Source organism: Nocardia transvalensis NBRC 15921, assembly GCF_000308875.1.
Taxonomy (GTDB): domain Bacteria; phylum Actinomycetota; class Actinomycetes; order Mycobacteriales; family Mycobacteriaceae; genus Nocardia; species Nocardia transvalensis.
On the sequence record NZ_BAGL01000121.1, the window covers coordinates 13,224 to 36,790 of the forward strand.

The window sequence follows — 23,567 nt, forward strand, 5'->3', positions numbered from 1 at the left end:
ATGGACTACGCGAACAGATTCACCACGAAAACGACGTATTCGCTACTGCGCGCGGAATACGGGGTCGCCACCCTGGTCTGCACGCTGCTGTTCTTCTACCACGTCGGCGAGGTGCGCTGGTGGGCGGCGATCGCCCTGTTCGCCTATATCGACGTCATCGGCTACATTCCCGGTCTGATCGTGCATCTGCGGCACGAGGACGGCGCCGTGCCCAAGCTCTATTACGTCCTGTACAACACGATGCACAGCTTCGTCACGCAGGCTGTCGTACTCGGTCTGTGGATCTGGATACACGGTTTCGAATGGGCGTTGCTCGTGGTGCCGATCCACCTGCTCGGTGACCGCGCCCTGTTCGGCAGTTTCGTCAAGCCGTTCAGCGTTCCCTTCGAGCCGAAGGTGATTCCGGAATTCGAGGAATTCGAGCGCAGCCTGGCCGGGCGAGCAGCGGCGAGCAGCCGCGTATGACCGGCGTATCGACCGAGCGGGCGCCCTCCGAGGAACGCTGCCTGCAGCTGTACCGCAAACTCGCGGCGAGTGTGGCCGTCATCTCCGTGCAGGGCGCGGACGGTCCGGTGGGCATGACGGCCTCGTCGGTGACCTCGCTGTCGCTGCGACCGCCGCTGCTGCTGGCATGCCTGGCGGTCGGATCTGGAACGCTCGCCGCGATCGAACGCAGCGGCTCGTTCGCGGTGACGCTGCTGACCGAGGACCAGCGCGCGATCGCCGAGGACTTCGCGTCGCGGTCGGGATCCCGATTCGCGGGCGCCGGCTTCCGGCACGTCCTCGGTGTGCCGGTGTTGTCGGAGTCGCTGGCCTGGGCGGCGTGCCTGCTCGTCGACGCCCGCAGGTACGGCGATCACGTCGTGGTCGTCGGCGAAGTCACCGCATTGGAAACCGATTCAGGAAGGCCCCTGTTGTGGCACAGCCAGACATTCGCGCTGCTGCGAACATGAAGAACGAACCGTTGTGGTGGCCCGAATCGGGCATCGAATCCGCGGATCCGCCGTTGATCGGCGGCCGCCGGGACGATCTGGTGATCGTGGGCGGCGGGCTCGCCGGTCTCGTGACCGCCTATTACGTCTCGGCGGCCCGGCCGGACCTGTCGGTCGTGGTGCTGGAGGCCGAATCGATCGGCGCCGGGGCGACCGGCCGCAGCACCGGAATCGTGTCGCCGGGCCTGAGCATCCCGCTGCCGCGGCTGCGTCGCAGGGTCGGCGACGGCCGTGCGATCGAGGCCTTCGACGCCTCCCAGCACGGCGTCACCCTGCTGCGCGATCTGATCCGCGCCGAGCGGATCGATTGTGACGCCCGGGACGAACCGCACACGCTCGTGGCCGTGACCACGGGCGAACGGCGGCGGATGGCCGCGCACCTGGCCGCGCTGCGCGCCCTGGACCGCACCGTGCACTGGCTCACCCCGGCGGAACTCGTCGACCACGCCGGACCCGGCTACATCGCGGGGTTCGCCTACGACAACGCCATGGTCGTCGATCCGTATCAGCTGGTGGTCGGGCTGGCCGCCGTGCTGCGTGAGCGCGGGGTCGCGATCTACGAGAACAGCCGGGTGCGCTCGATCGACAGTTCCGGCAGCCGCCCCCGCGTCGTCACCGATCAGGGCAGCGTCACGGCCGGCCGCGTCCTGCTGACCGTCGACGGATACGCCGGCGATCTCGGACCGATGGCGACCTCGGTGGTCGCGCTGCGCACCCATCTGCTGGCCACCGCGCCGCTCACCGGGGATCGGATGGCGGGCCTCGGCTGGACCGGCCGCGGCGGCATCATCGACCAGCGGAACTTCTTCAACTACTACCGGATGACCGCCGACAAGCGCCTGGTGTTCGGGGGCGGCCCGGCGCTCGTTCCGACCGGCGACCCCGGCCGTGACGCGACCGCGTCCGCGCGGGTCCAGGGCCGCATCGATACCGAGCTGATCGCGCGGTTCCCGGCGCTGGCCGGGGTCGAGATCGAGGCGCGCTGGTCCGGTCTGACCGCCAGCAGCACCGATCGGCTCCCGGTCGTCGGGCCCGTCCCCGGCCGTGACGGCGTCTACTACGCCGGCGCGTGGTGCGGGCACGGCTTCGCCATGTCGGTCGATGCCGGATGGCGTTTCGCCGACATGCTCGCGGGCGGCCCGCGGCCCCGCCTGCCGTGGTACCGCAGCTCGGCCCAGTACGTACCGACCCGATTCGCCCGCACCCAGGGGGTCCGAGGGTATCTGCGCTACCTCGACCAGCTCGATCGCAGCGCGCAGCGCAGAACGAAGGGAGTCCAGCGATGACGACGAAGACGGATCCGGAATTCGACGTGGCGGTGGTCGGCGGGGGTATCGGCGGCGCGGCGCTCGCGGCCGTGCTGGCACGGCACGGCGTGCGGGTGGTCATCATCGAGGCCGGCGGGCATCCGCGGTTCGCGATCGGGGAGTCCACCGTGCCCGAGACGATCATGGGCCTGCGGAATCTGGCTCGCCGCTACGACGTCCCGGAGCTGGAGAACCTGTCGTCGCACGGGCTGCTGCGCCGGTACGTCAGTGCCGCATCGGGCGTGAAGCGCAACTTCAGCTTCGCCTACCATCGCGAGGGCGAGCCGTTCCGCCCGGCCGAATGCACCCAGTACCCCACCTGGGGGCCGCCGATCGGACCCGATTCGCATTTCTTCCGCCAGGATGTCGACGCGTACGTGTACCAGGTGGCGCTGCGCTACGGCGCGACCGGGATGACCTATCGCCCGGTGACCGGAGTCGATTTCGACGATGCGGGCGCCACGGTCTCGACCGCCGACGGCGCGGAGATCCGCGTCCGGTACGTGGTCGACGCGGGCGGTATGCGCAGCGTCCTCGGAGAGGCACTCGACCTGCGCACCGAACCGCCCTATCGCACTCGCTCACGTACGATCTTCACGCATTTCACCGGCGTCGAACCGTTCGACCGCATCGCCGGGCCGCGTCGCCGGCACGGCATGCCGAGCCCGTTCTCGCAGGGCACACTGCACCATCTGTTCGAGGGCGGGTGGATGTGGGTCATCCCGTTCGACAACCATCTCGATACCACCAGCCGGCTGTGCTCGGTCGGGATCAACCTCGATATCGACCGCTACCCGCGCCCCGCCGACGAATCCGCCGAGGACGAGTTCTGGGCGCACGTCCGGCGATTCCCCGATCTGCACCGGCAGCTCCGCGACGCGCGTCCGGTCAGGCCGTATACGGCGAGCAACCGCAACCAGTTCGCCTCCCGGCAGCTCGTCGGGGACCGCTGGTGCCTGCTGCCGCACGCCTCGGACTTCATCGATCCGCTGTTCTCCAGCGGCCTGGCCGTCACCGTGATGGCCCTGAACGCCCTGGGCCACAGGCTGATCGACGCCGTCCGCGACGACGACTTCTCGCCGGAACGGTTCGAATACGTCGAGACCTGGGTGAAGCGGTCCTTCGCCTACTACGACGATCTGGTCGCGTACTCCTATGTGGCGTTCGATGATTTCGAGCTGTGGAACGCCTGGTTCCGGGTCTGGACGATCGGCACCCTGTACGGCGTGAACGGTCAGATGCAGGCCGGTTTCGACTTCGACCGCACACGCAACAGGCTGGCCTTCGACAGGCTGGAGCAGGCGCCCTACCGCGGGGTGCAGGCCGTCGACAATCCCGAGTGCGCGGTCCTGTTCGAGCGGGCGTGCGCGGCGATGCGGGCTTACCGCGACAAGGAGATCGGCGTCGGCGAGACGTGCGGGCGCATCTACTCCGCACTGGCGGACAGCGGGTTGTCGCCCGACTTCTGGCGCACCCAGGATCCGTCCCAGCGCTGCCCGTCGGGGCCGTTCACGCTGGCGTCGATGACCCGAATCCTGTTGTGGGGCAAGCGTCGCAGCCCCGATCACGTACGCGGGCGGTACTTCACGGGCGGGTTCGACGTGGTCGCCCGGGACGCCCTCGCGTTCTACGGGGCGGAGCTCGGCTCCGGCGCCGGGGTGGCCTACCGCGGCATGCGCGACATGGTGTCGGCGGGCAACAGAGACTGGCGCCGGACGCCGTGAGGTGGGGACGGTGACACTCGTGCCGCCGCTGCCCGGGGAAGACCTGCTGGCCCTGCTGGTGCAGGTGGCGACGCTGCTCGGCGCGGCCCGGCTGCTGGGCGGGCTGGCCGGGCGCGTCGGCCTGCCCGCGATCGTCGGTGAGCTGACCGCCGGGATCCTGCTCGGGCCGTCCGTCCTCGGTCAGCTCGCGCCGGAGGTTTCGCACTGGCTGTTCCCGCCGCGCCCGGAACAGCAGCATCTGCTGGACGCGGTGGCGCAGATCGGCGTCTTGCTGCTGGTCGGGCTGGCGGGTACGCAGGTCGATCTGGAGGGGATGCGCGGGCGCGTCGCCGGCGTGGCGAAGATCGGTGTGCTGGCGCTGGTTCTGCCGCTCGGACTCGGCGTCGGGATCGGACTCCTGATCCCGGCGCCGGTCCGGCCGGAGGGCGCCGACACGATGGTGTTCGCGCTGTTCCTCGGCGTCGCCCTGTCGGTCACCGCGATTCCCGTCATCGCGAAGACATTGCTGGAACTCGGGCTGATCCACCGCGACATCGGTCAGCTGGTGCTCGCGGCCGGTGCGGTCGACGACGCGGTCGGCTGGTTGCTGCTCGCCGTGGTGTCGGCGTTCGCGATCAACGGTGGGACGTCCGCGGCGGCGTATGTCGCCGTGGGCGGGCTGGCGATCTTTCTCGCGCTCGCGATCGTGGTGGCCCGGCCGCTCATCCGTCATCTGATGCGGCGGGCGAGCGCCACCGAGGACGCCACGGCGCCGACCGCGACCGCCGCGATCATCCTGCTGACCGGCGCGGTGGCGACCCAGTCGATCGGCGTGGAGGCGGTTCTCGGCACCTTCGTCTTCGGACTGCTGATCGGCTCCAGCACAGCGCCGCCGGCCGCGCTGCGCCCGCTGCACACGACGGTCCTCGGGGTGCTCGCGCCGATCTACTTCGCGAGTGCCGGTCTGCGCATCAACCTCTCGGCGCTGGCGAATCCCGCCCTGCTCGCGGTGGCGTCGCTGATCCTCGCGGCGGCGATCGCGGGCAAGTTCGCCGGGGGTTATCTGGGCGCCGGGTTCAGCGGGCTCCCGCACCGGGAGCGGATCGCGGTGGGTATCGGCATGAACGCGCGCGGCATCGTCGAGGTCGTCATCGCGACGATGGGGTTGCGGCTGGGCATCCTCGGTTCCGAGGCCTACACGATTCTGGTGCTCGTGGCCGTGGTGACGTCGCTGATGGCGCCGCCACTGCTGCGGTGGGCGATGTCCGGATCGACCGAGACGAGGGAGGAGCGGGAGCGTGGACGCCGAGTCGTTGCCACCGACGCGCAGTCGGCCCTGGATCGCGGAGTCGGCGAGTAGACTCCAGTCTGTGGACGACGTCAAAACGAGCCGGCGCGAGATGTACGCGGCGCTGACACGGAACGCGATCGTCGAGGCCGCCAGGCAGCTGTTCGTCGAGCGCGGCTACGACGATACGTCGGTCGACGACATCGCCACCGCCTCGAATGTCAGCAAAGGTGCTGTCTACCATCATTTCCGGGACAAGCAGCAGGTGTTCGCCGAGGTGTACCGCGAGGCGACGGCCAAGGTGTCCGTCGTCGTCACCGAGGCCGTGCTTCGGGTGCCGGCCGAATCCTGGGAGCGGGTGGAGGTGGCGGCCCGCACCGCGATCCGGGCGTACGCCGCCGACGCCGAGGTCCGTTCACTGCTCCGCCAGGTGACGCGCGTTCTCGGCGACGAGAAGACGAAGGAACTCGAGCTGGAGTTCGCGTGGCCGATGATCCGGCAGCTGCTGCTGGATATGGACCGCATCGGCGAACTCAAGTCGTTCGACATCGATATCGCGGCGCAGCTGGCCTTCCGTGTTCTCTGCGAAGCGTCCCTGATCGTCGCCGACGCCGCGGATCCGGAGGCCGCGTCGAGGAAGGCGGAGACGGTCATGCTGGAGATGCTGGACGGGCTGCGCCGCAGAGCCACGGCGTGACACGCGCCCAGGGCCGGTGCATGTGCCCGCCCGGCGCCTCGGCGGGCGCCGGGCGGAGCAACGACAGCTATCGCAGCGCCAAGGTCTCGGCTTCGGCCGCGGATTCCACCGCCGGCGGGGAGCCCCACATGGGGCGGCCGTTGGGTTCCTGGAGGAAGCGGAGCGAGGCGACGCCGACGATTCCGGCGATGATCAAGTAGTAGCCCGGCCAGTTCAGGTCGCCGGTCAGGCTCACCAGCGCGCCGACCACCAGTGACGTCGTCCCCGCGAACAGCGACACCGAGACGTTGAACGAAATCGCCAGTCCGCCCGCTCGAATCGTGGTCGGGAACAGCGCGGGGAGGGTGGAGGGCAATGCGGCGCTGAAGCAGCTCAGCAGCAGTCCCATGATGAGCAGGCCGGCGAACATCGAGACGATGCTGCCGCCGCGGATCAGCAGCATCATCGGCAACGCCAGCACGATCAGGCCGATCGAGCCGACCAGCGCGATCGGTTTGCGGCCGATCCGGTCGGAGAGCTGCCCGAGCAGCGGGATCGCCAGCAGGGCGACCGCCATGACCACGATCTGGACCACTTCGGAGGCCGTCGCGGAGATCCCCTCGCCCCCTTGCAGTTTCGGCATCGTATCGGTCACGTAGGTCGGCATGTAGGAGGTCAGCATGTAGTTGGTGACATTCCAGGCCAGGACGAGCCCCATGCAGACCACCAGGAACGGCCACAGCTTGACGATCTCGGCGAGTTCGTTGCCGGATCGGCGCTGCTGCTCCCGCCGTTCGGCGTCCTTCTCCAACTCGGTGAAGGCGGGCGTATCGGCCAGGCGCGACCGCAGATAGATGCCGACGAGGCCGAGGGGGAGGGCCGCGAGGAAGGGAATTCGCCAGCCCCAGGACAACAACTGTTCGTGGGTGAGCGTCGCGTCCGCGATCGTCACGACGGTCGCGCCGAGGAGGTAGCCGGTGAACGTCCCGAACTCCAGCCAGCTGCCCAGGAAGCCGCGCCGCCGGTCCGGCGCGTACTCGGCGATGAAGGTCATCGCGTTGCCGTACTCACCGCCGGTGGAGAAGCCCTGCACCAGCCGGGCGAGCAGCAGGAGCAGGGGCGCCGCGATCCCGATCGAGGCCGAACCCGGGACGCAGCCGATGGCGAAGGTGGCCAGGCACATCATGATCATCGTGGTGGCCAGGACGGTTTTGCGGCCGATCCGATCGGCGAGCGGGCCGAAGAACATGCCGCCGATCGGGCGGATCAGGAAGGCCACCGCGAAGAGTCCGAAGGTGGCGATCGTGCCGGTGGTGTGATCCAGGTCGTGGAAGAACACGTCCCGGATGGTGGGCTCGAAGTACGCGTAGACGCCGAAGTCGTACCACTCCGTGATGTTGCCGACCGCCGCCGCGGTGATGGCCCTTCGGACGGTGGGCGGGTCGGTGACGACGATGTCCTCGCGCGACCATTGTCGAGGTTGTTCGTCCGGAATCAGTACTGACATGAGGTGATCTCCTCCAGCTCGCCGAACGCCCGCGCGGGGCTGGGCGGATGCAGCGTCCGAGGTTTGCCACTAAAATATGGCCTATAGAAAAATGTGCCATGGATCATGGGACGTTAATATATCAATCCGGAGTAACTCGTACGGCAGTTCGCGAAAGTTGGCCGAAATAAGCGAGTTCCGGCTCCGGACCTGTCGATTCGTGCTCGTCGAGCGCCCGTCTCAGCCCGTGCCGCGGGGGCATATCAACCCCTTGACACTGCCTTCTGCCGGGCTTCACACTGTTGCGTATCCCAGTCCATGTTTCGTATGGCGCTACAGTTAGGGATTCGACATGCTCACGGTTTGCCCCCTGGCCTCATTACCCCGCGGTGAGGCGCTCCGGGTCGCCACCAACCCCCCGATCGCCGTCTTCCACACCGAGGACGGTGAGGTGTTCGCCATCGACGACACGTGCACGCATCAGGACGCGTCGCTGGCGGATGGCTGGCTCGAGGGGTGCGCGGTGGAGTGCCCGCTGCACGCCTCGACGTTCGACCTGCGAACCGGTGCCGTCGACGCGCCACCGGCGAAACTCCCCGTCCGCACCCACCGCGTCGAGATCCGGGACGGGATGGTCCTCGTCGATCTCAGCGCCGAGGAACCCAATCTTCCTCCGGAAGTCCGTAGCCGCCTGGTCGCTCAGGAGCCGTCATGAGAAGCATCGCCGTCATCGGAGCGTCGCTGGCCGGCCTGTCCGCCGCTCGCGCCCTACGCGCCCAAGGGTTTTCGGGGGATCTCACGATCGTGGGGGCCGAGTCTCGGCGACCCTACGACCGCCCGCCGCTGTCGAAGGCCTTCCTGGCCGGTGACATCGACGAGGAGGCACTGGCGCTGGAGTCCGACGACGAAGACCTGCAAGCGAATTGGCTGCTCGGCGTCGCCGCGACCGATCTCGACACCGCCGGTCGCAGCGTCGGGCTGAGCGACGGATCGCGCGTGCACGCCGACGGATTCGTGATCGCTACGGGGGCCCGGGCGCGGCGGTGGCCGGGCGCCGAGAATCTCGCCGGAGTCCACGTGCTGCGGACGATCGAGGACGCCGTGCGCCTGCGTACCGATCTGCGGCCGGGCGCGCGGCTGGTCGTGATCGGCGCCGGATTCATCGGCGGCGAAGTGGCCTCGACCGCACGCGCACTCGGACTGGATGTGACGATCGTGGAGGCCGCGCCGACGCCGCTGCTCGGCCCGCTCGGCCCGGAACTCGGTGCCGCCGTTGCCGATCTGCACATCGGCAACGGTACCGTCCTGCACTGCGGCGTCGGTGTCGCCGGACTGACCGGCACCGATCGCGTCACCGGGGTCGACCTGTCCACCGGCGGGCACATCCCCGCCGACGTCGTCGTGGTCGGCATCGGCGGCGTCCCGAATATCGAATGGCTGCGGGACAGCGGGCTCGAGCTGGGCAACGGGGTGCTGTGCGACCTGGGCGGCGCTACGTGCGTTCCGCATGTCGTCGCCGTCGGCGACTGCTCGGCGTGGTTCGATCCGGTGTCCGGCGCCCACCGCCGTGTCGAGCATTGGTCCGGCGCCCTCGAACGTCCGGCGATCGCGGTCTCGACCCTGCTGTCCGGCGGCTTCTATCAGGGCGCGCCGGTCAAGCCGCCGTATTTCTGGTCCGATCAGTACGGCTCGCGCATCCAGTTCGCCGGTCTGGCGCACCCCGGCGACGAACCGACCGTGGAGGCGGGCGACCTCGCCGGGAACAGCTTTCTCGCCGTGTACCGGCGCGCCGGTCAGCCGGTCGCCGTCCTGGGCGTAGACCAGGTGCGCCTGTTCACCCGCTGGCGCCGGCAGTTGTCCAAGGTGCCGACGCCGGCCTGACGGCTCCGCTCTTTCCCACCCCCAGATACGAACGCCGACAAGGAGCCACGGTGACGACCACCACGAGCCTGCCGGAAAGCCTGCGGTCAACGCTGCCGGGAAGTTTCTATACCGACACCGATATTTTCACCCTCGAACAGGAGAACATTTTCGAGCAGATGTGGTTCTGCGCGGTGCGCGCCGCGGATCTGGGGAAACCGGGGGCGTTCCGCACCGTCCAGATCGGGCGGGAGAACGTGATCGTGAGCAGGTCGCGCTCGGGGGAGATCCGCGCATTCCTCAATGTCTGCGCCCATCGGGGCGCGCGGTTGTGCACGGCGGATTCCGGCGAGGTCAAGCGCGCGTTCCAGTGCCCGTACCACGCCTGGACCTACGATCTCGACGGCAAACTCGTCGCCGCGCCGAATCTGACGAAGATGCCGGATATCGACCGGGTCCGCCACGGGCTCCAGACCGTGGCGGTCCACGAGTGGCTCGGCTACGTCTGGGTGAGCCTCGCCGACGAGCCGCCGTCCTTCGAGGCCACCGTGATCGCCGACGTGCGAGATCGGCTGGGGGACATCGAGTCCATCGATCGATACGGTATCGCCGGTCTCGGTCTGGGCCGGCGGATCAGCTACGACGTGGCCGCCAACTGGAAGCTCATCATCGAGAATTTCATGGAGTGCTACCACTGCGCGACGATCCACCCCGAACTCACCGAGGTGCTCCCCGAATTCGCCGACGGGTACGCCGCGCAGTTCTACGTCGGTCACGGCGCCGAATTCGGGGAGAACATCGAGGGATTCACGGTGGACGGAACCGCCGGGCACGCGCTGATTCCCGGTATCGCCCGGGATCAGGACCGGCGTTATTACGCGATCACCGTGCGGCCGCAGGTCTTCGTCAACCTGGTTCCCGACCACGTGATCATCCATCGCATGTTCCCGCTGGCCGTGGACCGTACCGTGGTCGAATGCGACTGGCTCTACCTGCCGGACGTGGTCGAGCAGGGAGCCGATATCGACCGTTCCGTGGAACTTTTCCACCGGGTCAATCAGCAGGATTTCGACGCCTGCGAGCGGTGCCAACCGGCGATGAATTCGCGCCGGTACCGCGACGGCGGGCTGCTCGTGCCGAGCGAACATCACATCGGCGCGTTCCACGATTGGCTGCGTGCCGAGATTTCCCGGTAGTCGCTTCGAATCAGTCGACGGGCGAGTGGGTTTCCCGGAATCCCATTCGCTCACTGATCTCGTCGGCGGCCGCGACCATATCCGGCACCGCGGTCAGCATCGTGTCCGGGGTGAATCGGTACATCGGGCCGGATACGCTCAACGCGGCCGCGGTGTGGCCCGCGTAATCGCGGATCGGCGCCGCGATCGCGTTCAGGCCGATCTCGTATTCCTCCGCACACATCGCGTAGCCGTCGTGCCGCACGTCCGCCAGCTGCTGTTCGAGGCGCTGGCGTGAGGTGACGGTGTGGTCGGTGAATCGGTTCAGACCGGCCTGGCGGAGCAGTTGATCGCGCAGTTCGGAGTCGAGGTGAGCCAGCAGGACCTTGCCGCTGGATGTCGCGTGCATCGGTGTCGAGGCGCCGATCCAGTTGTAGGTGCCGACCGAGGTGGGCCCGCGCGCCTGGTCCAGATTCACCGCGAAATGGGACCGTCGCACGGCGACATTGACGGTCTCTCCGAGTTTCTGGGCGAGTCGTTCACATACGACGTGGCTGTGCTCGGTGATCTCCAGCCGTTCCGGGACCGCGGTGGCCAGCCGCAGAATTCCCAGGCTCAGCCGATATTTGCCGCGCTCGTAGACCTGCGCCACCATCTGATGGTCCTCCAGCGATCCGAGCAGACGGAACGCGGTCGACCTGTGCACGCCGATCTCGTTGGCGATCTCACTGACGCCGGCCTCACCCTTGCGGGCCAGAATCTCCAGTACTGTCATTGCACGGTCGACGGACTGCACACCGTTGTCGGAGGACCTCTCGCCGTTGGCCATATCGTAACTATACGAAACATCGTGGTCTTATCGGTGCGGCCGGTATCGTTTTGCGGCTTGTACGGTGCGAATACGTCGCCGTCGTCGCCGATCAGCACTCGACCACGTTGACCGGTACGTAGACCGCCAGTCCGCCGGTCGAGGTCTCCTTGTATTTCGAGCTCATATCGTGTCCGGTCGCCCGCATAGTCTCGATCACCTGATCCAGGCTGACCCGGTGAATTCCGTTGCCACGCAGCGCTATTCGTGCCGCGTTGATGGCCTTTCCGGCGGAGATGGCGTTGCGTTCGATGCACGGGATCTGCACCAGGCCCTCGATCGGGTCGCAGGTGAGGCCGAGGCTGTGTTCCATCGCGATCTCGGCGGCGTTCTCGACCTGTGCGGGTGTGCCGTCCAGGACTTCGGCCAGGCCGGCGGCGGCCATGGACGCGGCCGAACCGACCTCGCCCTGGCAGCCCACCTCCGCCCCGGAGATCGAGGCGCGTTCCTTGTACAGCGAACCGATCGCGCCCGCGGTGAGCAGGAAACGTATCGCGGTGCCGTCGCTGTCGGCCCTGCCCGCCGGCGTGTAGTGCAGCGCGTAGTGCAGGACCGCCGGGATGATGCCCGCGGCGCCGTTCGTCGGGGCGGTCACGATGCGGCCGCCGGCGGCGTTCTCCTCGTTCACCGCCAGCGCGACGAGATTCACCCAGTCCTCGGCGAAGGCCGGGTCGCGGTGTGGGTCGTCCCGGCTCAACCGCAGGTGCCAGTCGTAGGCTCGCCGGCGGACCCGCAGGACACCGGGTAGTTCACCGGTGTGCGAGATTCCGCGTCGCGCGCAGTCCGCCATGACGTCGCGGATATGCAGCAGGCGGTCGGAAACCTCGGCGGCCGAGCGGAATTCGCGTTCGAAGCGCAGCATGACCTCGCCGATGGAGCAGGCGTGCCGCTCGGACAGTTCGAGGAGCCGTGCGGCCGAGGAGAAGGACCACTCACAGGTGCGGGGAGTCTCGGGGCGGCCGGCCTCCGATTCGGTGACGACGAAGCCGCCGCCGATCGAGAAGTACGTTTCGGCACGGAGCACGGTCCGCCCGGCCGTGCGGGCGGTGATCGTCATGCCGTTCGGGTGGAATGGCAAGACCGTCGACGGATGGAGGGCCATATCGTCTTCGGTCAGGGCGATGTCGCGAACGCCACCCAGTTCGATGCGCCCGCTGCTCCGGATCTCCGCGAGTCGCTTTCGCCGCTCGTCGTCCTCGATCGTTTCCGGTGAATATCCCTCCAGGCCCAGCAGAATCGCGGTCCTGGTGCCGTGCCCCGGACCGGTCGCGGCGAGGGACCCGAAGAGATCGACACGGATCGTGGCGACCCGATCGAGCGCATCCGCGCGGGCCAGGTCGGCGGCGAAGCGTCCGGCGGCGCGCATCGGTCCGACTGTATGCGAGCTGGAGGGCCCGATGCCCACCGAGAACAGGTCGAAGACGCTGATCGTCATGGGGCCGCCGTCAGTAGCCCGTTCATCGTCGACCCGGGCGTGGGTAGGACGGCGAACAACCACCCGGCATGAAAGGGGTCCTCGGCTACCAGTTCCGGACGTGCGATCGCGGCAGCGTTGTGGATGGTGACGAGGCCGCTGATCGGTGCGTAGATGGGGCACGGCCCATGTCCCGCCGTGCGGACCGCCCCGCACGGCGCCCCGGCCTCGACCAGGGTGCGGACGAGCGGGAGGTCCAGCGCGACGATATCGCGGTCGGCCACGAAGGCCGGGGTCAGTCCGACGCGCAGCGGATAGTCGGAGAAGCGGTCGCCGGGCGCCAGCGCCAGCCAGCCGTGTTTCTCCGTATAGGAACGGTCGATCGGGAAGTGCTGAACCTGCATGGTGTTCCTTCTCCTCTCGGAACGGCTACCGGCCGGGGCCGAATTCTTCGGCGGCGTCGACGAGCCACTCGGCGAGGTAGCGCGCGAAGGAGGCGCGAACCAGGATCCGGTAGTCGTTTCCGTCGTCGTTCACGGCGATCAGCACCACCCCGGCGCGGCCGAGCATGGTCTGCACCGCCGAACCGGCGTGGAATACGCGCGGGTGCAGGTCGATCGAGCAGCCCTTCGTGAGGACGTCCCGGGCCCGGGAACCCGTGAGCCGCACCGTGGTTCGCTGACCGGAGACATCGGTGGCCGCACCGCCGTGTGCGTCGACCGCGGCCCGCAGATCCGTCTCCAGCGTGCTCGGCGATGTGGATCGGCTGGTCACCAGCCATTCCTCGGGGCTGAGCCAGATGGCGGTGGTGCGGTCGTCTCCGGCGGAGGTGCCCGGCGCCGTGGGCAGGTCGAAGCCGAGCACCCGCCGTGCCGCGTCCGTACCGGGCCCGGCGCGGTCGACCCACAGGTTCACCATCGCGGTGAACGGCTCCTCCGCGACGGTCACCGTGGCGGGGAGGACCGCGAATCGGTGTGACCAGCTCCCGAGCGGGCTGATCGGGGTGAGAGTGTCAGCCATCGCGCCGTGCTCCTTCGGGATCGACGAGGACGGAGCCGGTCACCTCGACCGGTACCAGCGTGCCGTCCACGGGGACGTGCAGGGTGTCGCCTATTCGGGAGCGTCCCGCCTTGACCAGGGCGAGTGCGAACGGTCGGCCGAGTTCGGCACTGCGATAACTCGAGGTGACGTGACCGAGCATCGGGACCGGCGGCGGTGGCAGGCACCCGTCGGCGACGGTCTCGATGATCTGCGAGCCCTCCGGCAGGACCGTCTCGCGGTCCAGCGGCAGCAGCCCGACGAACTGCTTGCGGCGGGGTTGCAGATTCTCGGCCCGGGTGAAGGATCGTTTGCCGATGAAGTCGGCCTTCTTCTTGGACACCACCCAGGTCATTCCGAGGTCCTGCGGTGTGACCGTGCCGTCGGTGTCCTGGCCGATGATCGGGTACCCCTTCTCGGCGCGCAGCACGTGCATCGTCTCCGTGCCGTACGGCGTGATGCCGAACTCCTCGCCGGCGGCGATCAGCCGCTCCCACAGGGCGGCGGCGTGCCAGCTGTCGACATTGACCTCGAACGCGAGTTCACCGGAGAAGCTGACCCGGGCGATCCGGATATGCACGTCGGCGAGGCGGGTGTCGCGCCACGCCATGAACGGGAACGCGTCGTTGCGCACATCCAGATCCGGGAAGACCCGGCCGACGAGATCGCGTGATCTGGGCCCGACGACGGGGAACGTCGCCCAGTGCTCGGTGACCGACGCGAGCCGGACGCGCAGGTGCGGCCATTCGGTCTGGAGCCACTCTTCCATCCAGTCCAGGATTTTCGCCGCGTTGCCGGTGGTGGTGAAGATCTGGAACCGGTCCTCCGCCAGGCGCATGACGGTGCCGTCGTCGATGATCATGCCGTCGACGCCGCACATCACGCCGTAGCGGACCCGCCCCACCCGCAGGGTGCTCATCATGTTCGTGTAGACCATGTCGAGCAGTACTCCGGCGTCGGCGCCCTGCACGTCGATCTTGCCGAGGGTGGAGCCGTCGAGGATGCCGACCCCGCCGCGCACCGCCGCGCACTCGCGCAGCACCGCCGCGGCCATATCCTCACCGGGTTGCGGGTAGTACCGTGGCCGCTTCCACTGGCCGACATCCTCGAAGATCGCGCCGCGGGCGATATGCCAATCATGAACGGCGGTCACGCGTTCCGGATCGAACAGGCTGCCGCGGCTGCGACCGGCGAGCGCCGCGAACGCCACCGGCGTGTACGGCGGCCGGAACGTGGTGGTGCCGAGATCCTCGATCGATGTGCCGAGGAGTTCGGCGGTGATGCCGGAGGCGAGGACGCCGGAGGTCTTGCCCTGGTCGTGTGCCGTGCCGATGGTGGTGTAGCGCTTGACATGTTCCATCGACCGCATGCCCGCGCCGACCGCGCGGGACAGGTCGGCGACGGTCGCGTCCCGCTGCAGGTCGACGAACTGGCGGTCCGCTCCGGCCGGGTCGGGAACACGCCAGAGTACAAGGGGCCGAACGAATTCGCCCTCCTCCTCGGTGCGTGGATCGTCCGACGGCGGAGGGGTGAACCCGAGTTCGAGCGCCGCGGCCGCACCGGCCGTCCGGCCACTGCGCAGGCAACCGGCCAGGTCGAACACTCCGTCGGCCGCACCGGCGACCGAGACTCCCGGCAGCGGTGCGCCGGGCAGGAACGCGCCGAGTGCGTCGTCGTAGCGCAGCGCGCCGCGGGCCTGGCTGAACAGGTGCACGGCGGGGCTCCAGCCGCCGCTGACCAGCAGCGCGTCGCAGGCCAGCGGCGTCCGGCGTCCGTCGGTGTCCGAGCGCTCGGACACGAGGGCGTGGGTGATGCGGCCGGGGCCGTGCGTGCCGGAGACGACCGAGCCGGTGCGGACCGGGATGCCGCGGCGTTCGCATTCCCGCCGCCATCGCTCCGGCGCCCGGTCGCGGGCCTCGACGACGGCGGCGATCCGGACACCGCCGTCGTGCAGGTCGATCGCCGCGGCGTAGGCGCTGTCGTTGGTGGTGAAAACGACTGCCCGCGTGCCGACTCGCACGCCGTAGCGGTGCAGGAAGGTGCGGGCGCTGTGCGCGAGCATGATGCCGGGCCGGTCGTTGTCCGTGAAGACGACGGGACGCTCGTGCGCACCGGTGGTGACGAGGACGTGCCGGGCACGGATGCGCCACACCCGCTGACGGCTGAGCGCGGCGGGCGCCTCGAAGCCGAGGTGGTCCGTGCGCCGCTCGAGGGCCAGGACGAAACCGTCGTCGTAGTGGCCGAATGCCGTGGTGCGCTGCAGATGTACCACCTCGGGACAGGCGGCCAGCTCCGCGACCGCGGCCGCGACCCAGTCGAGAGCCGGTGCGCCGTCGATGGTTTCGGCGCCGCCGAGCAGCGCGCCGCCTGCCTCGTTCTGCTCGTCGACGAGCACGACGCGCGCGCCGGACCGTGCCGCGGTCAGCGCGGCGGCGAGGCCGGTCGGTCCGGCGCCGGCGACCAGCAGATCCGCGTGCACATGCTGAGCGTCGTACGTCGCCGAGTCAGGGAGCGCGCCCAGTCGCCCCTGTCCAGCGAGGCCGCGCGCCACGAGCCCGTCGAACAGCTCGACGGTGCCGGCGAGCAGCATCGGTTCGGGGAAGGGCTCCTCGATCTGGACCAGCCCGCCGGTGTCCTCGGCCCACGCCGCCGTAATGCCGCGCGGGCGGCCGAGTTTGACGCTGGTGGCGATCTCGTGGATGCCGTGTGCCAGCAGCGCCGACGCCAGGGTGTCGCCCGCGTGACCGGTCAGCCGGCGGCCGTCGAAGGTGAAGGCGCGGACCGTGCCGCGGTCGATCCGGCCGCCCCGGGGGGTGCGAAATGGTGCGTTCACGGTATCGCCGGCTTCTGCTCGTCCGAGCGGTAGACGCTGTGGAATCGGTAGGTGGTGGTGTCGCGGAGGGCGTTGAACCAGCGCCGGCATCCGGCGGTGTGGCACCAGCGCTCGGCGAAGAGGCCCTGGGGATTCGAGCGGTAGAACACGTACCGCGCCCACTCCTCGTCGGTCAGCGACTGCGGATCCTCGGGGTAGGCGACGTGTGCCTCACCGCCGTAATGGAATTCGGTCTCCTCGCGCGGCCCGCACCACGGGCATGCGATCAATTGCATGGCGGCTCCTGCTCAATGCGCGACGGCGGCGGCGCCGTGCTCGTCGACCAGGGCGCCGGTGACGAACCGGTCCAGGCCGAACGGCGCGATGTACTCGTGCGGTTCGTCGTGGGCGAGGGTGTCGGCCAGACACCACCCGATACCCGGCGTCGCCTTGAATCCGCCTGTGCCCCAACCACAGTTGAGGTAGAGGTTGTCGTACGGGGTGCGGCCGACGATGGGGGAGGCGTCGGGGCAGACGTCGACGATGCCGCCCCAGGTGCGCAGTAGGTGGGCTCGGGCGAAGACCGGGAACAGTTCGACCGCGGCCGCCATCTGACGCTCGATGATGTGGAAGGCGCCGCGCCGGCCGTATCCGTTGTAGGAGTCGATACCGGCCCCCATCACCAGTTCGCCCTTGTGCGCCTGCGACACGTACACGTGAATGGCATTGGACATCACGATGGTCGGATGGACGGGCTCGAGCAATTCGGAGACCAGCGCCTGGAGCGGATGGCTCTGTAGCGGTGTGCGGATGCCGAGCATGTCGGTGAGCGTGGAGGTGTGCCCGGCCGCGCACAACGCGACCTGCCCGGCCCCGATGTCACCGCGCGTGGTGCGCACCCCGGTGACCCGGTCGCCGCTGGTGACGAAACCGGTGACTTCGCAGTTCTGGAGGATGTCGATGCCGGCCCGGTCGGCGCTGCGGGCGAATCCCCATGCCACGTAGTCGTGTTTGGCGATCCCGGCGCGGGGCTGGTAGGTCGCGCCGAGCACCGGATAGCGAATCTCGGTGGAGGTGTTGACGATCGGGCACAGCTTCTTCACCTCGTCCGGATCGACCCACTGCGCGTCGATGCCGTTGAGCTTGTTGGCCTCGACGCGGCGGACGCTGTCGCGGACGTCCTGCAAGCTGTGCGCCAGATTGAGTACGCCGCGCCGGCTGAACAGAATCGGGTAGTCGAGCTCGTCCTCGAGACCCTCCCACAGTTTCAGGGAGTGCTCGTAGATCCGCGCGCTCTCGTCCCACAGGTAGTTCGACCGGATCAGTGTCGTGTTGCGGGCCATGTTTCCGCCTGCGAGCCAGCCCTTTTCGAGGACCGCGACATTGCTGATGCCGTGGTTGCGGGCCAGATAGTGCGCGGTGGCGAGGCCGTGACCGCCGCCGCCGACGATGACGACGTCGTATGTCTGCTTCGGTTCGGGATTGCGCCAGAGGAATTCGGGATGGTCGGGCAGGTGGGCGCCCGGGGGGCTCGTCATCGGTACCTCCGACTGGAAGGTCAGTGCGGTATAACTAATATATCACTCTGCATGTAGACTAAGGTCAACGAAGACGGGACGTCAAGGGCTCGCGGTACATCAGGAGAGAGGCGGATGAGTGTGATCGATCCACTGGTCGTCGACACGGTTCCGGTCGGCGGTACCTCCGCGGACAGCGCGTATCAGGAGATCCGTGACCGCCTGGTCATGCTCGACATCCGTCCGGGAGACCCCATCAACGACGACCGCCTGGCCCTGGAGCTGGGAGTCGGCCGGACGCCGGTGCGCGAGGCGCTCAAGCGGCTCGAGCGCGACCGATTGGTGATCGCCTACCCCCGGCGCGGCACGTTCGCGACGGGCGTCGACATGACCGACCTGTCGGACATCTCCGAGATTCGCCGGCAACTCGAGCCCGTGGCGGCCGCCCGCGCGGCCCGGACGGCCTCCCAGGACACGCGAGATCGTTTGGCCGCGTTGGCCGACCAGATCGCGGAGCTGGCCGATACGGAGGACCCGCAGGATCTGCTGCGGAAGGATATCCGGGTGCATCGCGAGATCTACCGGGCCGCGGGCAATCCGCACCTGGAGGACATCCTGGTGGGCCTGGATTCGCACGCGACCAGGATCTGGTGCCTGTTCCTCGATCGTCTGCCCGATGTCGCGGGGCACGTCCGGGAGCACGCGGGATTGCTGCGCGCCATCGTGAGCGGCGACGCCGACACCGCGTCCTCGCTGGCGCTGGCGCACGTGACGGGTTTCGAGCAGGCCATCCGCAACCTGCTGTAGCGCGGCTCAGCTGAAGACGACCGTGCGATGGCCGTGCAGGAGTACCCGATGTTCGCAGTGCCACCGGACGGCGCGCGACAGGGCCAGGGCTTCGACATCCTGGCCGACGGTGGCCAATCGCATCGGATCGAAGGAGTGGTCGATGCGGATGACCTCCTGTTCGATGATCGGGCCCTCATCCAGGTCCGGGGTCACGTAATGCGCTGTCGCGCCGACCAGTTTGACGCCGCGATCGAAGGCCTGGTGGTAGGGCTTCGCGCCTTTGAAGCCGGGCAGAAACGAATGGTGGATGTTGATGGCCCGGCCGTGCAGGGCGCGGCAGGTGTCGTCGGACAGGATCTGCATATAGCGGGCCAGCACCACGAGGTCGGCGCGGTGTCGCTCGACGACATCCAGTAGCTCCGCCTCCGCCCGGGTCCTGGTGCCCGGGGTCACCGGGATGTGCACGAAGGGGAGGCCCGCCGCCTCGGCCATGGGCCGCAGGTCGGGATGGTTGGACACGACCGCCACCAGGTCGGCGCCGAGAATGCCCGCGCGCCAGCGGAAGAGGAGATCGTTGAGGCAGTGGCCCATCCGCGAGACCATGACCACGACGCGGGGCGGTGCGCAGCCGTTGATCCGGTAGTTCATACCGAATTCCGCGGCGACGGACTCGAATTGCTCGGTGAGGTGTGCCGCGTCGGTATCGCCCTGGGGGATGAACGAGGTGCGGAGGAAGAAGGCACCGTTCCTCGTATCGTCGAACTGCTGGTGCTGGGCGATATCGCAGTCGTGCTGGAACAGGAAGGCGCTCACCGCGTGGACGATGCCCAGGCGCTGAGCACAGGACAGGGTCAGGGTGAAGGTGTTCGGCATCGGCGTCTCCGCTGCTCAGGACTTGATCTTCGTCATGGCGGGGTCGAACAGGGGCTCGGCGGTGACGGTCGCGGAGATCCGGGCGCCGAAGTATTCGATCTCGACCCGGGCGCCGATCTCGGCCGACGCTGGCAACCACGCGTAGGCGATGGGGGCGCCCACGGTGTGGCCGAACGCGGCACTGGTGACGTAGCCGCACGGTTCGCCGTCGAGGAAGACGGGCTCCTGGCCGAGCACCACCGATCGGCGGTCGTCGATCGTCAGGCAGGTCAGGCGGCGCTGGACCGTCGCCTCCGAAATGCCTTGCAGCGCGGCATGTCCGGCGAAGCCGTCCTTCTGCTTGCGCACCGCGAAGCCGAGCCCGGCCTCGTACGGGTTGTGCTCGGTGGTCATATCGGTGCCCCAGGAGCGGTAGCCCTTCTCCAGCCGCAGGCTGTTGAACGCGGCGCGGCCGGCGGCGATGACCCCGTACCTCTGCCCCTCCGCCCAGAGCACGTCCCACAGTCGCAGGCCGTTGTCTGCCGAGGCGTACAGCTCCCAGCCCAGCTCGCCGACGTAGGACAGTCGCATCGCGGTCACCGGGATGCCGCCGATGCGAACCTTTTCTGCGCGGAAGTACTTGAAGTTCTCGTTCGAGAAATCGTCCCTGCTGAGCGGTGCGACCACGTCTCGCGCTCGGGGGCCCCACAGGCCGATACAGCAGGTGCCGCCGGTGATGTCGCGGATGTGCACGCTGCCGTCGGCGGGCGCGTGGCGACGGAAGTGGTCGAGGTCCAGATTGCCGTTCGCGCCGACCTGGAAGGTATCCGCCGACAGGCGGGTGACGGTGAGATCGCTGCGCACCCCGCCCGCCTCGTCGAGTGCCAGTGTGTAGGTGACCGATCCGACGGACTTGTCCATCTTTCCGGTGGTGAGACGGTCCAGCAGGGCCAGCGCACCCGGACCGGAGATCTCGAGCCGCTTCAGCGGGGTCATGTCGTACATGGCGACGGCGGTGCGGGTGCGCCAGGCCTCCACCGCGGCGATCGGGGAGTGGAACTTGGCGGACCAGGCGTCGCGCTCCGGCGGAATCCATTCGGGCGGTAGCTCGCCCAGGAGTTCCGCGTTGGCGTCGAACCAGTGCGGGCGCTCCCAGCCGGCGCTCTCCAGGAATACCGCGCCGAGTTCGCGCTGCCGGACGTGGAACGGGCTGACGCGGAGGTTCCGGGGGGAACGTCGCGGCTGCAGCGGGTGCAGGACGTCGTAGATCTCCACGAAATTCTGCTGGGAGGTCTCGCTGACATACTCGGGCGACAGCTGGACCTGCTCGAACCGGTGAACGTCGCAACCGTGTAGTTCGATCTCGCTCCGGCCCTCGATCAGCAGCTGCGCCACCGCACGGGCGACACCGGCGGAATGGGTCACCCAGACCGCCTCGGCGATCCAGAACCCCTCGAGGTCGGCGGATTCGCCGATCAGCGGTCCGCCGTCGGGAGTGAACGAGAAGATGCCGTTGAAACCCTCCTCGACCTCGGCCGTGTCGAGGCACGGCAGTAGTAGCTGACTCTGCTTCCAGGAGGGGGCGAAGTCAGCGGCGGTGAAGGGCTGCATCGACGGCATATCCGACTCGGAAATATCTGTGCTGCTGGACAATTCGCGCAGATCTACCGGCATCGGGCGGTGGGCGTAGGTGCCTATTCCGAGACGGTCGACGTGTTCACGGAAGTACAGATCTTGATCCTGGTGGCGGAGGATCGGGAGGGTGGCCTCGGTGAGATCCGAACTGCGGCCGGCGAGTTCGGGAATCCGTCCGGTCTTGGCGTACTGGTGCGCCAGCGGCAGCAGGGGGACGTCCATCCCGGCCATCGCGCCGATCTCGACGCCCCAGAAACCCGCACAGGACACCACGATATCGGCGGGGATCACGCCGGCGGTGGTGGTGACTCCGGTGACGCGGCCGCCGTGCTGCTCGATCCCGGTGACCTCGGTCAGACCCCGTAGCACGACGCCGCGCGCCGCGACCCGCCTCGCGAGGGCGACCACGACCCGCGAGGCTTTCGCGAGCCCGTCCGTCGGCACGTACAGACCGCCGAGGATCCGGCTCTCGTCCACCAGGGGATGCAGGCGCACGCAGTCCTTCGGATCGAGTACCGAGCCCTCGACGCCCCACGACGTCGCCCACCCCTGCTTGCGATGCAGGTCGGCCAACCGCTCCGGGGTGGTCGCGACCTCCAGGCCGCCCAGCTGGTTGAAGCACCATCCGCCGTCGACCTCCAGGCCGAGGAACTTCTCCACGGTGTACCGGGCGAATTCGGTCATCGTCTTCGAGGCGTTGGTCTGGAAGACCAGCCCGGGCGCATGCGATGTCGAGCCGCCGGTCAAGGGCAGCGGGCCTCGATCGAGAACGCTGATCCGATCCCACCCGCGACCGGAGAGCTCGTCGGCGAGGTTCATGCCGACGATGCCGGCTCCGATGATCACGACACGGGGCGACGTACCCATAACGGTCCCTCCTGTGGTGGTTGCCGACGCGCAGGCCGGGTATCGGCACCCTGACCACACCTGGGCGGCATCTGAACCACAACTGTGTTGGATACTGATATATCAACCAGAGTATGACCGCCCCGCGCCCCGGTCAATAAGAAAAACCGGCGACGCCGGACAGGGACCTCTACCGCGACCGGATCAGTTCCAGCGTCGACTCCAGGACCGCCAGGTCGGCGGATCCGGGGACGAGGATGAACTCGTCGAGTCCGGCGGCCTCGGCGGCGTCGAGGGTCCGGCGCAGCGCATCGGCGTCGTAGGTCTGCATCGCGGCGGCCGCGCCCGAGGCGCTCTCGGGGCCGAGGAATGCCAGGTACTCGGATGTGAAGTCGCGCAGTACGCGCTCGGGCTCCGGCACGCCGAGGACGTAGAAGCACCCACTCACCAACCGGGGCTCGTCGCGGCCCGCGTCCGCCCATGCCCGCCGCGCCGCATCCGCCGACCAGGCGATCTCCTGGGGGCTCCCGCCGACGCTGAACGACACCACCCCGTCCGCCCACTGTGCCGCGCGGGCAAGCGATTTCGGCCCGAGCGCCCCGGCGAGAACGGGCGGACCACCGGGCTGGACACAGGGCGGCCCGACCGGGTCGGCGCCGTCCGACGGCGGCGTACCCGCCCACAGCGACCGCAGCTCGGCCACGGCGCGATCCAGCCGCTCGTGGCGGTTGCCGAAACCCGCTGCGAGACTGCGATAGTCGTCGCCCCGCCCACCGACGCCCACACCGAGGGTGAACCGGCCCTCCGAGAGGACATCGATCGTCGCGGCCTGCTTGGCCACCAGCGCTACCGGATGAGCCGGCAGCACAGACAGATTCGCGATGATCCGCACCCGCTCGGTCACCGCCGCCGCGGCGGCCAGCGTCGTCCACATCTCCGGATTGTGGAAGGTCATCCGCTCGCCGCACGAAATACTCGACACCGGCCCCCCGTCTGCGAGCCGACTCCAGTCGACCGTGGCCCTCCGGTCGTAACCTCGGCACATGGTGGGCAACGCGATTCCGATATCCATCGCCACAGCATCAGATACCGAGCCACGACCGTCAACGGCCTGCCACCCCGCCCGACCCTTCCAGCAACCGCGCTGACCAGGCGATTAGCCGTTGAGCGCACTCGGTGTGTAAGCTGAAATCACCGACGCGGGGTGGAGCAGCTCGGTAGCTCGCTGGGCTCATAACCCAGAGGTCGCAGGTTCAAATCCTGTCCCCGCTACTAGGGAAGCGGCCCGGCACCCACTGGTTCCGGGCCG

Annotated in this window: 21 protein-coding genes and 1 tRNA gene; 11 read left to right on the forward strand and 11 right to left on the reverse strand. The window is 68.5% G+C overall.

Annotation, left to right across the window (positions count from 1 at the left end):
* Genes ON41_RS32010 through ON41_RS32035 form a run of 6 tightly spaced genes read left to right on the forward strand, consistent with a single transcriptional unit; the run spans nt 1 to nt 5,987 of the window.
* Nucleotides 1-465, forward strand: a complete 465-nt coding sequence (locus ON41_RS32010; protein ID WP_040751904.1) for a hypothetical protein — start codon at nt 1-3, stop codon at nt 463-465.
* A complete protein-coding gene (locus tag ON41_RS32015) occupies nt 462-953 on the forward strand; it encodes a flavin reductase family protein (protein WP_040751905.1) in 492 nt (163 codons plus the stop codon). Before ON41_RS32010 ends, ON41_RS32015 begins: the two co-directional genes overlap by 4 nt.
* Nucleotides 950-2,278 carry an NAD(P)/FAD-dependent oxidoreductase gene (locus tag ON41_RS32020; RefSeq protein ID WP_051162957.1) on the forward strand — a complete coding sequence of 443 codons (1,329 nt, stop codon included), beginning with the start codon at nt 950-952 and terminating at the stop codon, nt 2,276-2,278. The genes ON41_RS32015 and ON41_RS32020 overlap by 4 nt, the downstream gene beginning before the upstream one ends.
* Complete coding sequence (locus ON41_RS32025; RefSeq protein WP_040751906.1) at nt 2,275-4,023, forward strand: NAD(P)/FAD-dependent oxidoreductase; 1,749 nt, start codon at nt 2,275-2,277, stop codon at nt 4,021-4,023. Before ON41_RS32020 ends, ON41_RS32025 begins: the two co-directional genes overlap by 4 nt.
* A gap of 10 nt (nt 4,024-4,033) precedes the next feature.
* Entirely contained in the window at nt 4,034-5,362 is a 1,329-nt protein-coding gene (locus ON41_RS32030; protein ID WP_040751960.1) for a cation:proton antiporter, read from the forward strand.
* Between the two features lie 10 nt (nt 5,363-5,372).
* Entirely contained in the window at nt 5,373-5,987 is a 615-nt protein-coding gene (locus tag ON41_RS32035) for a TetR/AcrR family transcriptional regulator (RefSeq protein ID WP_040751907.1), read from the forward strand.
* A 67-nt stretch (nt 5,988-6,054) separates the two neighbouring features.
* On the opposite strand, the gene ON41_RS32040 is transcribed toward ON41_RS32035, so the two are convergent.
* A complete protein-coding gene (locus ON41_RS32040) occupies nt 6,055-7,473 on the reverse strand; it encodes an MFS transporter (RefSeq protein WP_040751908.1) in 1,419 nt (472 codons plus the stop codon).
* A gap of 331 nt (nt 7,474-7,804) precedes the next feature.
* Between ON41_RS32040 and ON41_RS32045 the strand changes: the two genes are divergently transcribed.
* Genes ON41_RS32045 through ON41_RS32055 form a run of 3 tightly spaced genes read left to right on the forward strand, consistent with a single transcriptional unit; the run spans nt 7,805 to nt 10,508 of the window.
* The gene (locus ON41_RS32045) at nt 7,805-8,167 is read left to right on the forward strand and encodes a bifunctional 3-phenylpropionate/cinnamic acid dioxygenase ferredoxin subunit (protein WP_040751909.1); all 363 of its coding nucleotides are present in this window, start codon (nt 7,805-7,807) and stop codon (nt 8,165-8,167) included.
* Nucleotides 8,164-9,333, forward strand: coding sequence for an NAD(P)/FAD-dependent oxidoreductase (locus tag ON41_RS32050; RefSeq protein ID WP_040751910.1), 1,170 nt, complete (start codon nt 8,164-8,166; stop codon nt 9,331-9,333). The genes ON41_RS32045 and ON41_RS32050 overlap by 4 nt, the downstream gene beginning before the upstream one ends.
* A 50-nt stretch (nt 9,334-9,383) precedes the next feature.
* Nucleotides 9,384-10,508 carry an aromatic ring-hydroxylating oxygenase subunit alpha gene (locus tag ON41_RS32055; RefSeq protein WP_040751911.1) on the forward strand — a complete coding sequence of 375 codons (1,125 nt, stop codon included), beginning with the start codon at nt 9,384-9,386 and terminating at the stop codon, nt 10,506-10,508.
* A gap of 10 nt (nt 10,509-10,518) precedes the next feature.
* Here the strand turns inward: ON41_RS32055 and ON41_RS32060 are convergent, their stop codons facing one another.
* From ON41_RS32060 to ON41_RS32090, 7 genes are all read right to left on the reverse strand, one after another.
* Nucleotides 10,519-11,316 carry an IclR family transcriptional regulator gene (locus ON41_RS32060; protein WP_040751912.1) on the reverse strand — a complete coding sequence of 266 codons (798 nt, stop codon included), beginning with the start codon at nt 11,314-11,316 and terminating at the stop codon, nt 10,519-10,521.
* Nucleotides 11,317-11,407: 91 nt separating this feature from the next.
* Complete coding sequence (locus ON41_RS32065; RefSeq protein ID WP_040751913.1) at nt 11,408-12,790, reverse strand: L-serine ammonia-lyase; 1,383 nt, start codon at nt 12,788-12,790, stop codon at nt 11,408-11,410.
* Nucleotides 12,787-13,173: a glycine cleavage system protein H gene (locus tag ON41_RS32070; protein ID WP_040751914.1), complete on the reverse strand. Its 387-nt coding sequence runs from the start codon at nt 13,171-13,173 to the stop codon at nt 12,787-12,789. Before ON41_RS32070 ends, ON41_RS32065 begins: the two co-directional genes overlap by 4 nt.
* Nucleotides 13,174-13,198: 25 nt before the next feature.
* Entirely contained in the window at nt 13,199-13,789 is a 591-nt protein-coding gene (locus ON41_RS32075; protein WP_040751915.1) for a sarcosine oxidase subunit gamma, read from the reverse strand.
* Nucleotides 13,782-16,640 (reverse strand): 2Fe-2S iron-sulfur cluster-binding protein, encoded by a 2,859-nt coding sequence (locus tag ON41_RS32080; RefSeq protein WP_040751916.1) that lies wholly within the window; start codon nt 16,638-16,640, stop codon nt 13,782-13,784. The genes ON41_RS32075 and ON41_RS32080 overlap by 8 nt, the downstream gene beginning before the upstream one ends.
* Entirely contained in the window at nt 16,637-16,915 is a 279-nt protein-coding gene (locus tag ON41_RS32085) for a sarcosine oxidase subunit delta (RefSeq protein WP_040751917.1), read from the reverse strand. Before ON41_RS32085 ends, ON41_RS32080 begins: the two co-directional genes overlap by 4 nt.
* Before the next feature lie 12 nt (nt 16,916-16,927).
* Nucleotides 16,928-18,157, reverse strand: coding sequence for a sarcosine oxidase subunit beta family protein (locus ON41_RS32090; RefSeq protein WP_040751918.1), 1,230 nt, complete (start codon nt 18,155-18,157; stop codon nt 16,928-16,930).
* 114 nt (nt 18,158-18,271) lie between these two features.
* On the opposite strand from ON41_RS32090, the gene ON41_RS32095 reads away from it, so the two are divergent.
* A complete protein-coding gene (locus tag ON41_RS32095) occupies nt 18,272-18,943 on the forward strand; it encodes a GntR family transcriptional regulator (RefSeq protein WP_040751919.1) in 672 nt (223 codons plus the stop codon).
* Nucleotides 18,944-18,949: 6 nt separating this feature from the next.
* Here ON41_RS32095 and purU read toward each other — a convergent pair whose 3' ends face one another.
* The 3 genes from purU to ON41_RS32110 form a co-directional block, all read right to left on the reverse strand.
* On the reverse strand, nt 18,950-19,798 hold the full coding sequence (gene purU / locus ON41_RS32100) for a formyltetrahydrofolate deformylase (RefSeq protein WP_040751920.1): 849 nt from the start codon (nt 19,796-19,798) through the stop codon (nt 18,950-18,952).
* 15 nt (nt 19,799-19,813) lie between these two features.
* Entirely contained in the window at nt 19,814-22,279 is a 2,466-nt protein-coding gene (locus ON41_RS32105; RefSeq protein WP_040751921.1) for a GcvT family protein, read from the reverse strand.
* Nucleotides 22,280-22,448: 169 nt separating this feature from the next.
* Nucleotides 22,449-23,330, reverse strand: coding sequence for an LLM class flavin-dependent oxidoreductase (locus ON41_RS32110; RefSeq protein ID WP_040751923.1), 882 nt, complete (start codon nt 23,328-23,330; stop codon nt 22,449-22,451).
* Between the two features lie 126 nt (nt 23,331-23,456).
* On the opposite strand from ON41_RS32110, the gene ON41_RS32115 reads away from it, so the two are divergent.
* Nucleotides 23,457-23,530 (forward strand) — tRNA-Met (locus ON41_RS32115).
* Nucleotides 23,531-23,567: the final 37 nt, after the last annotated feature.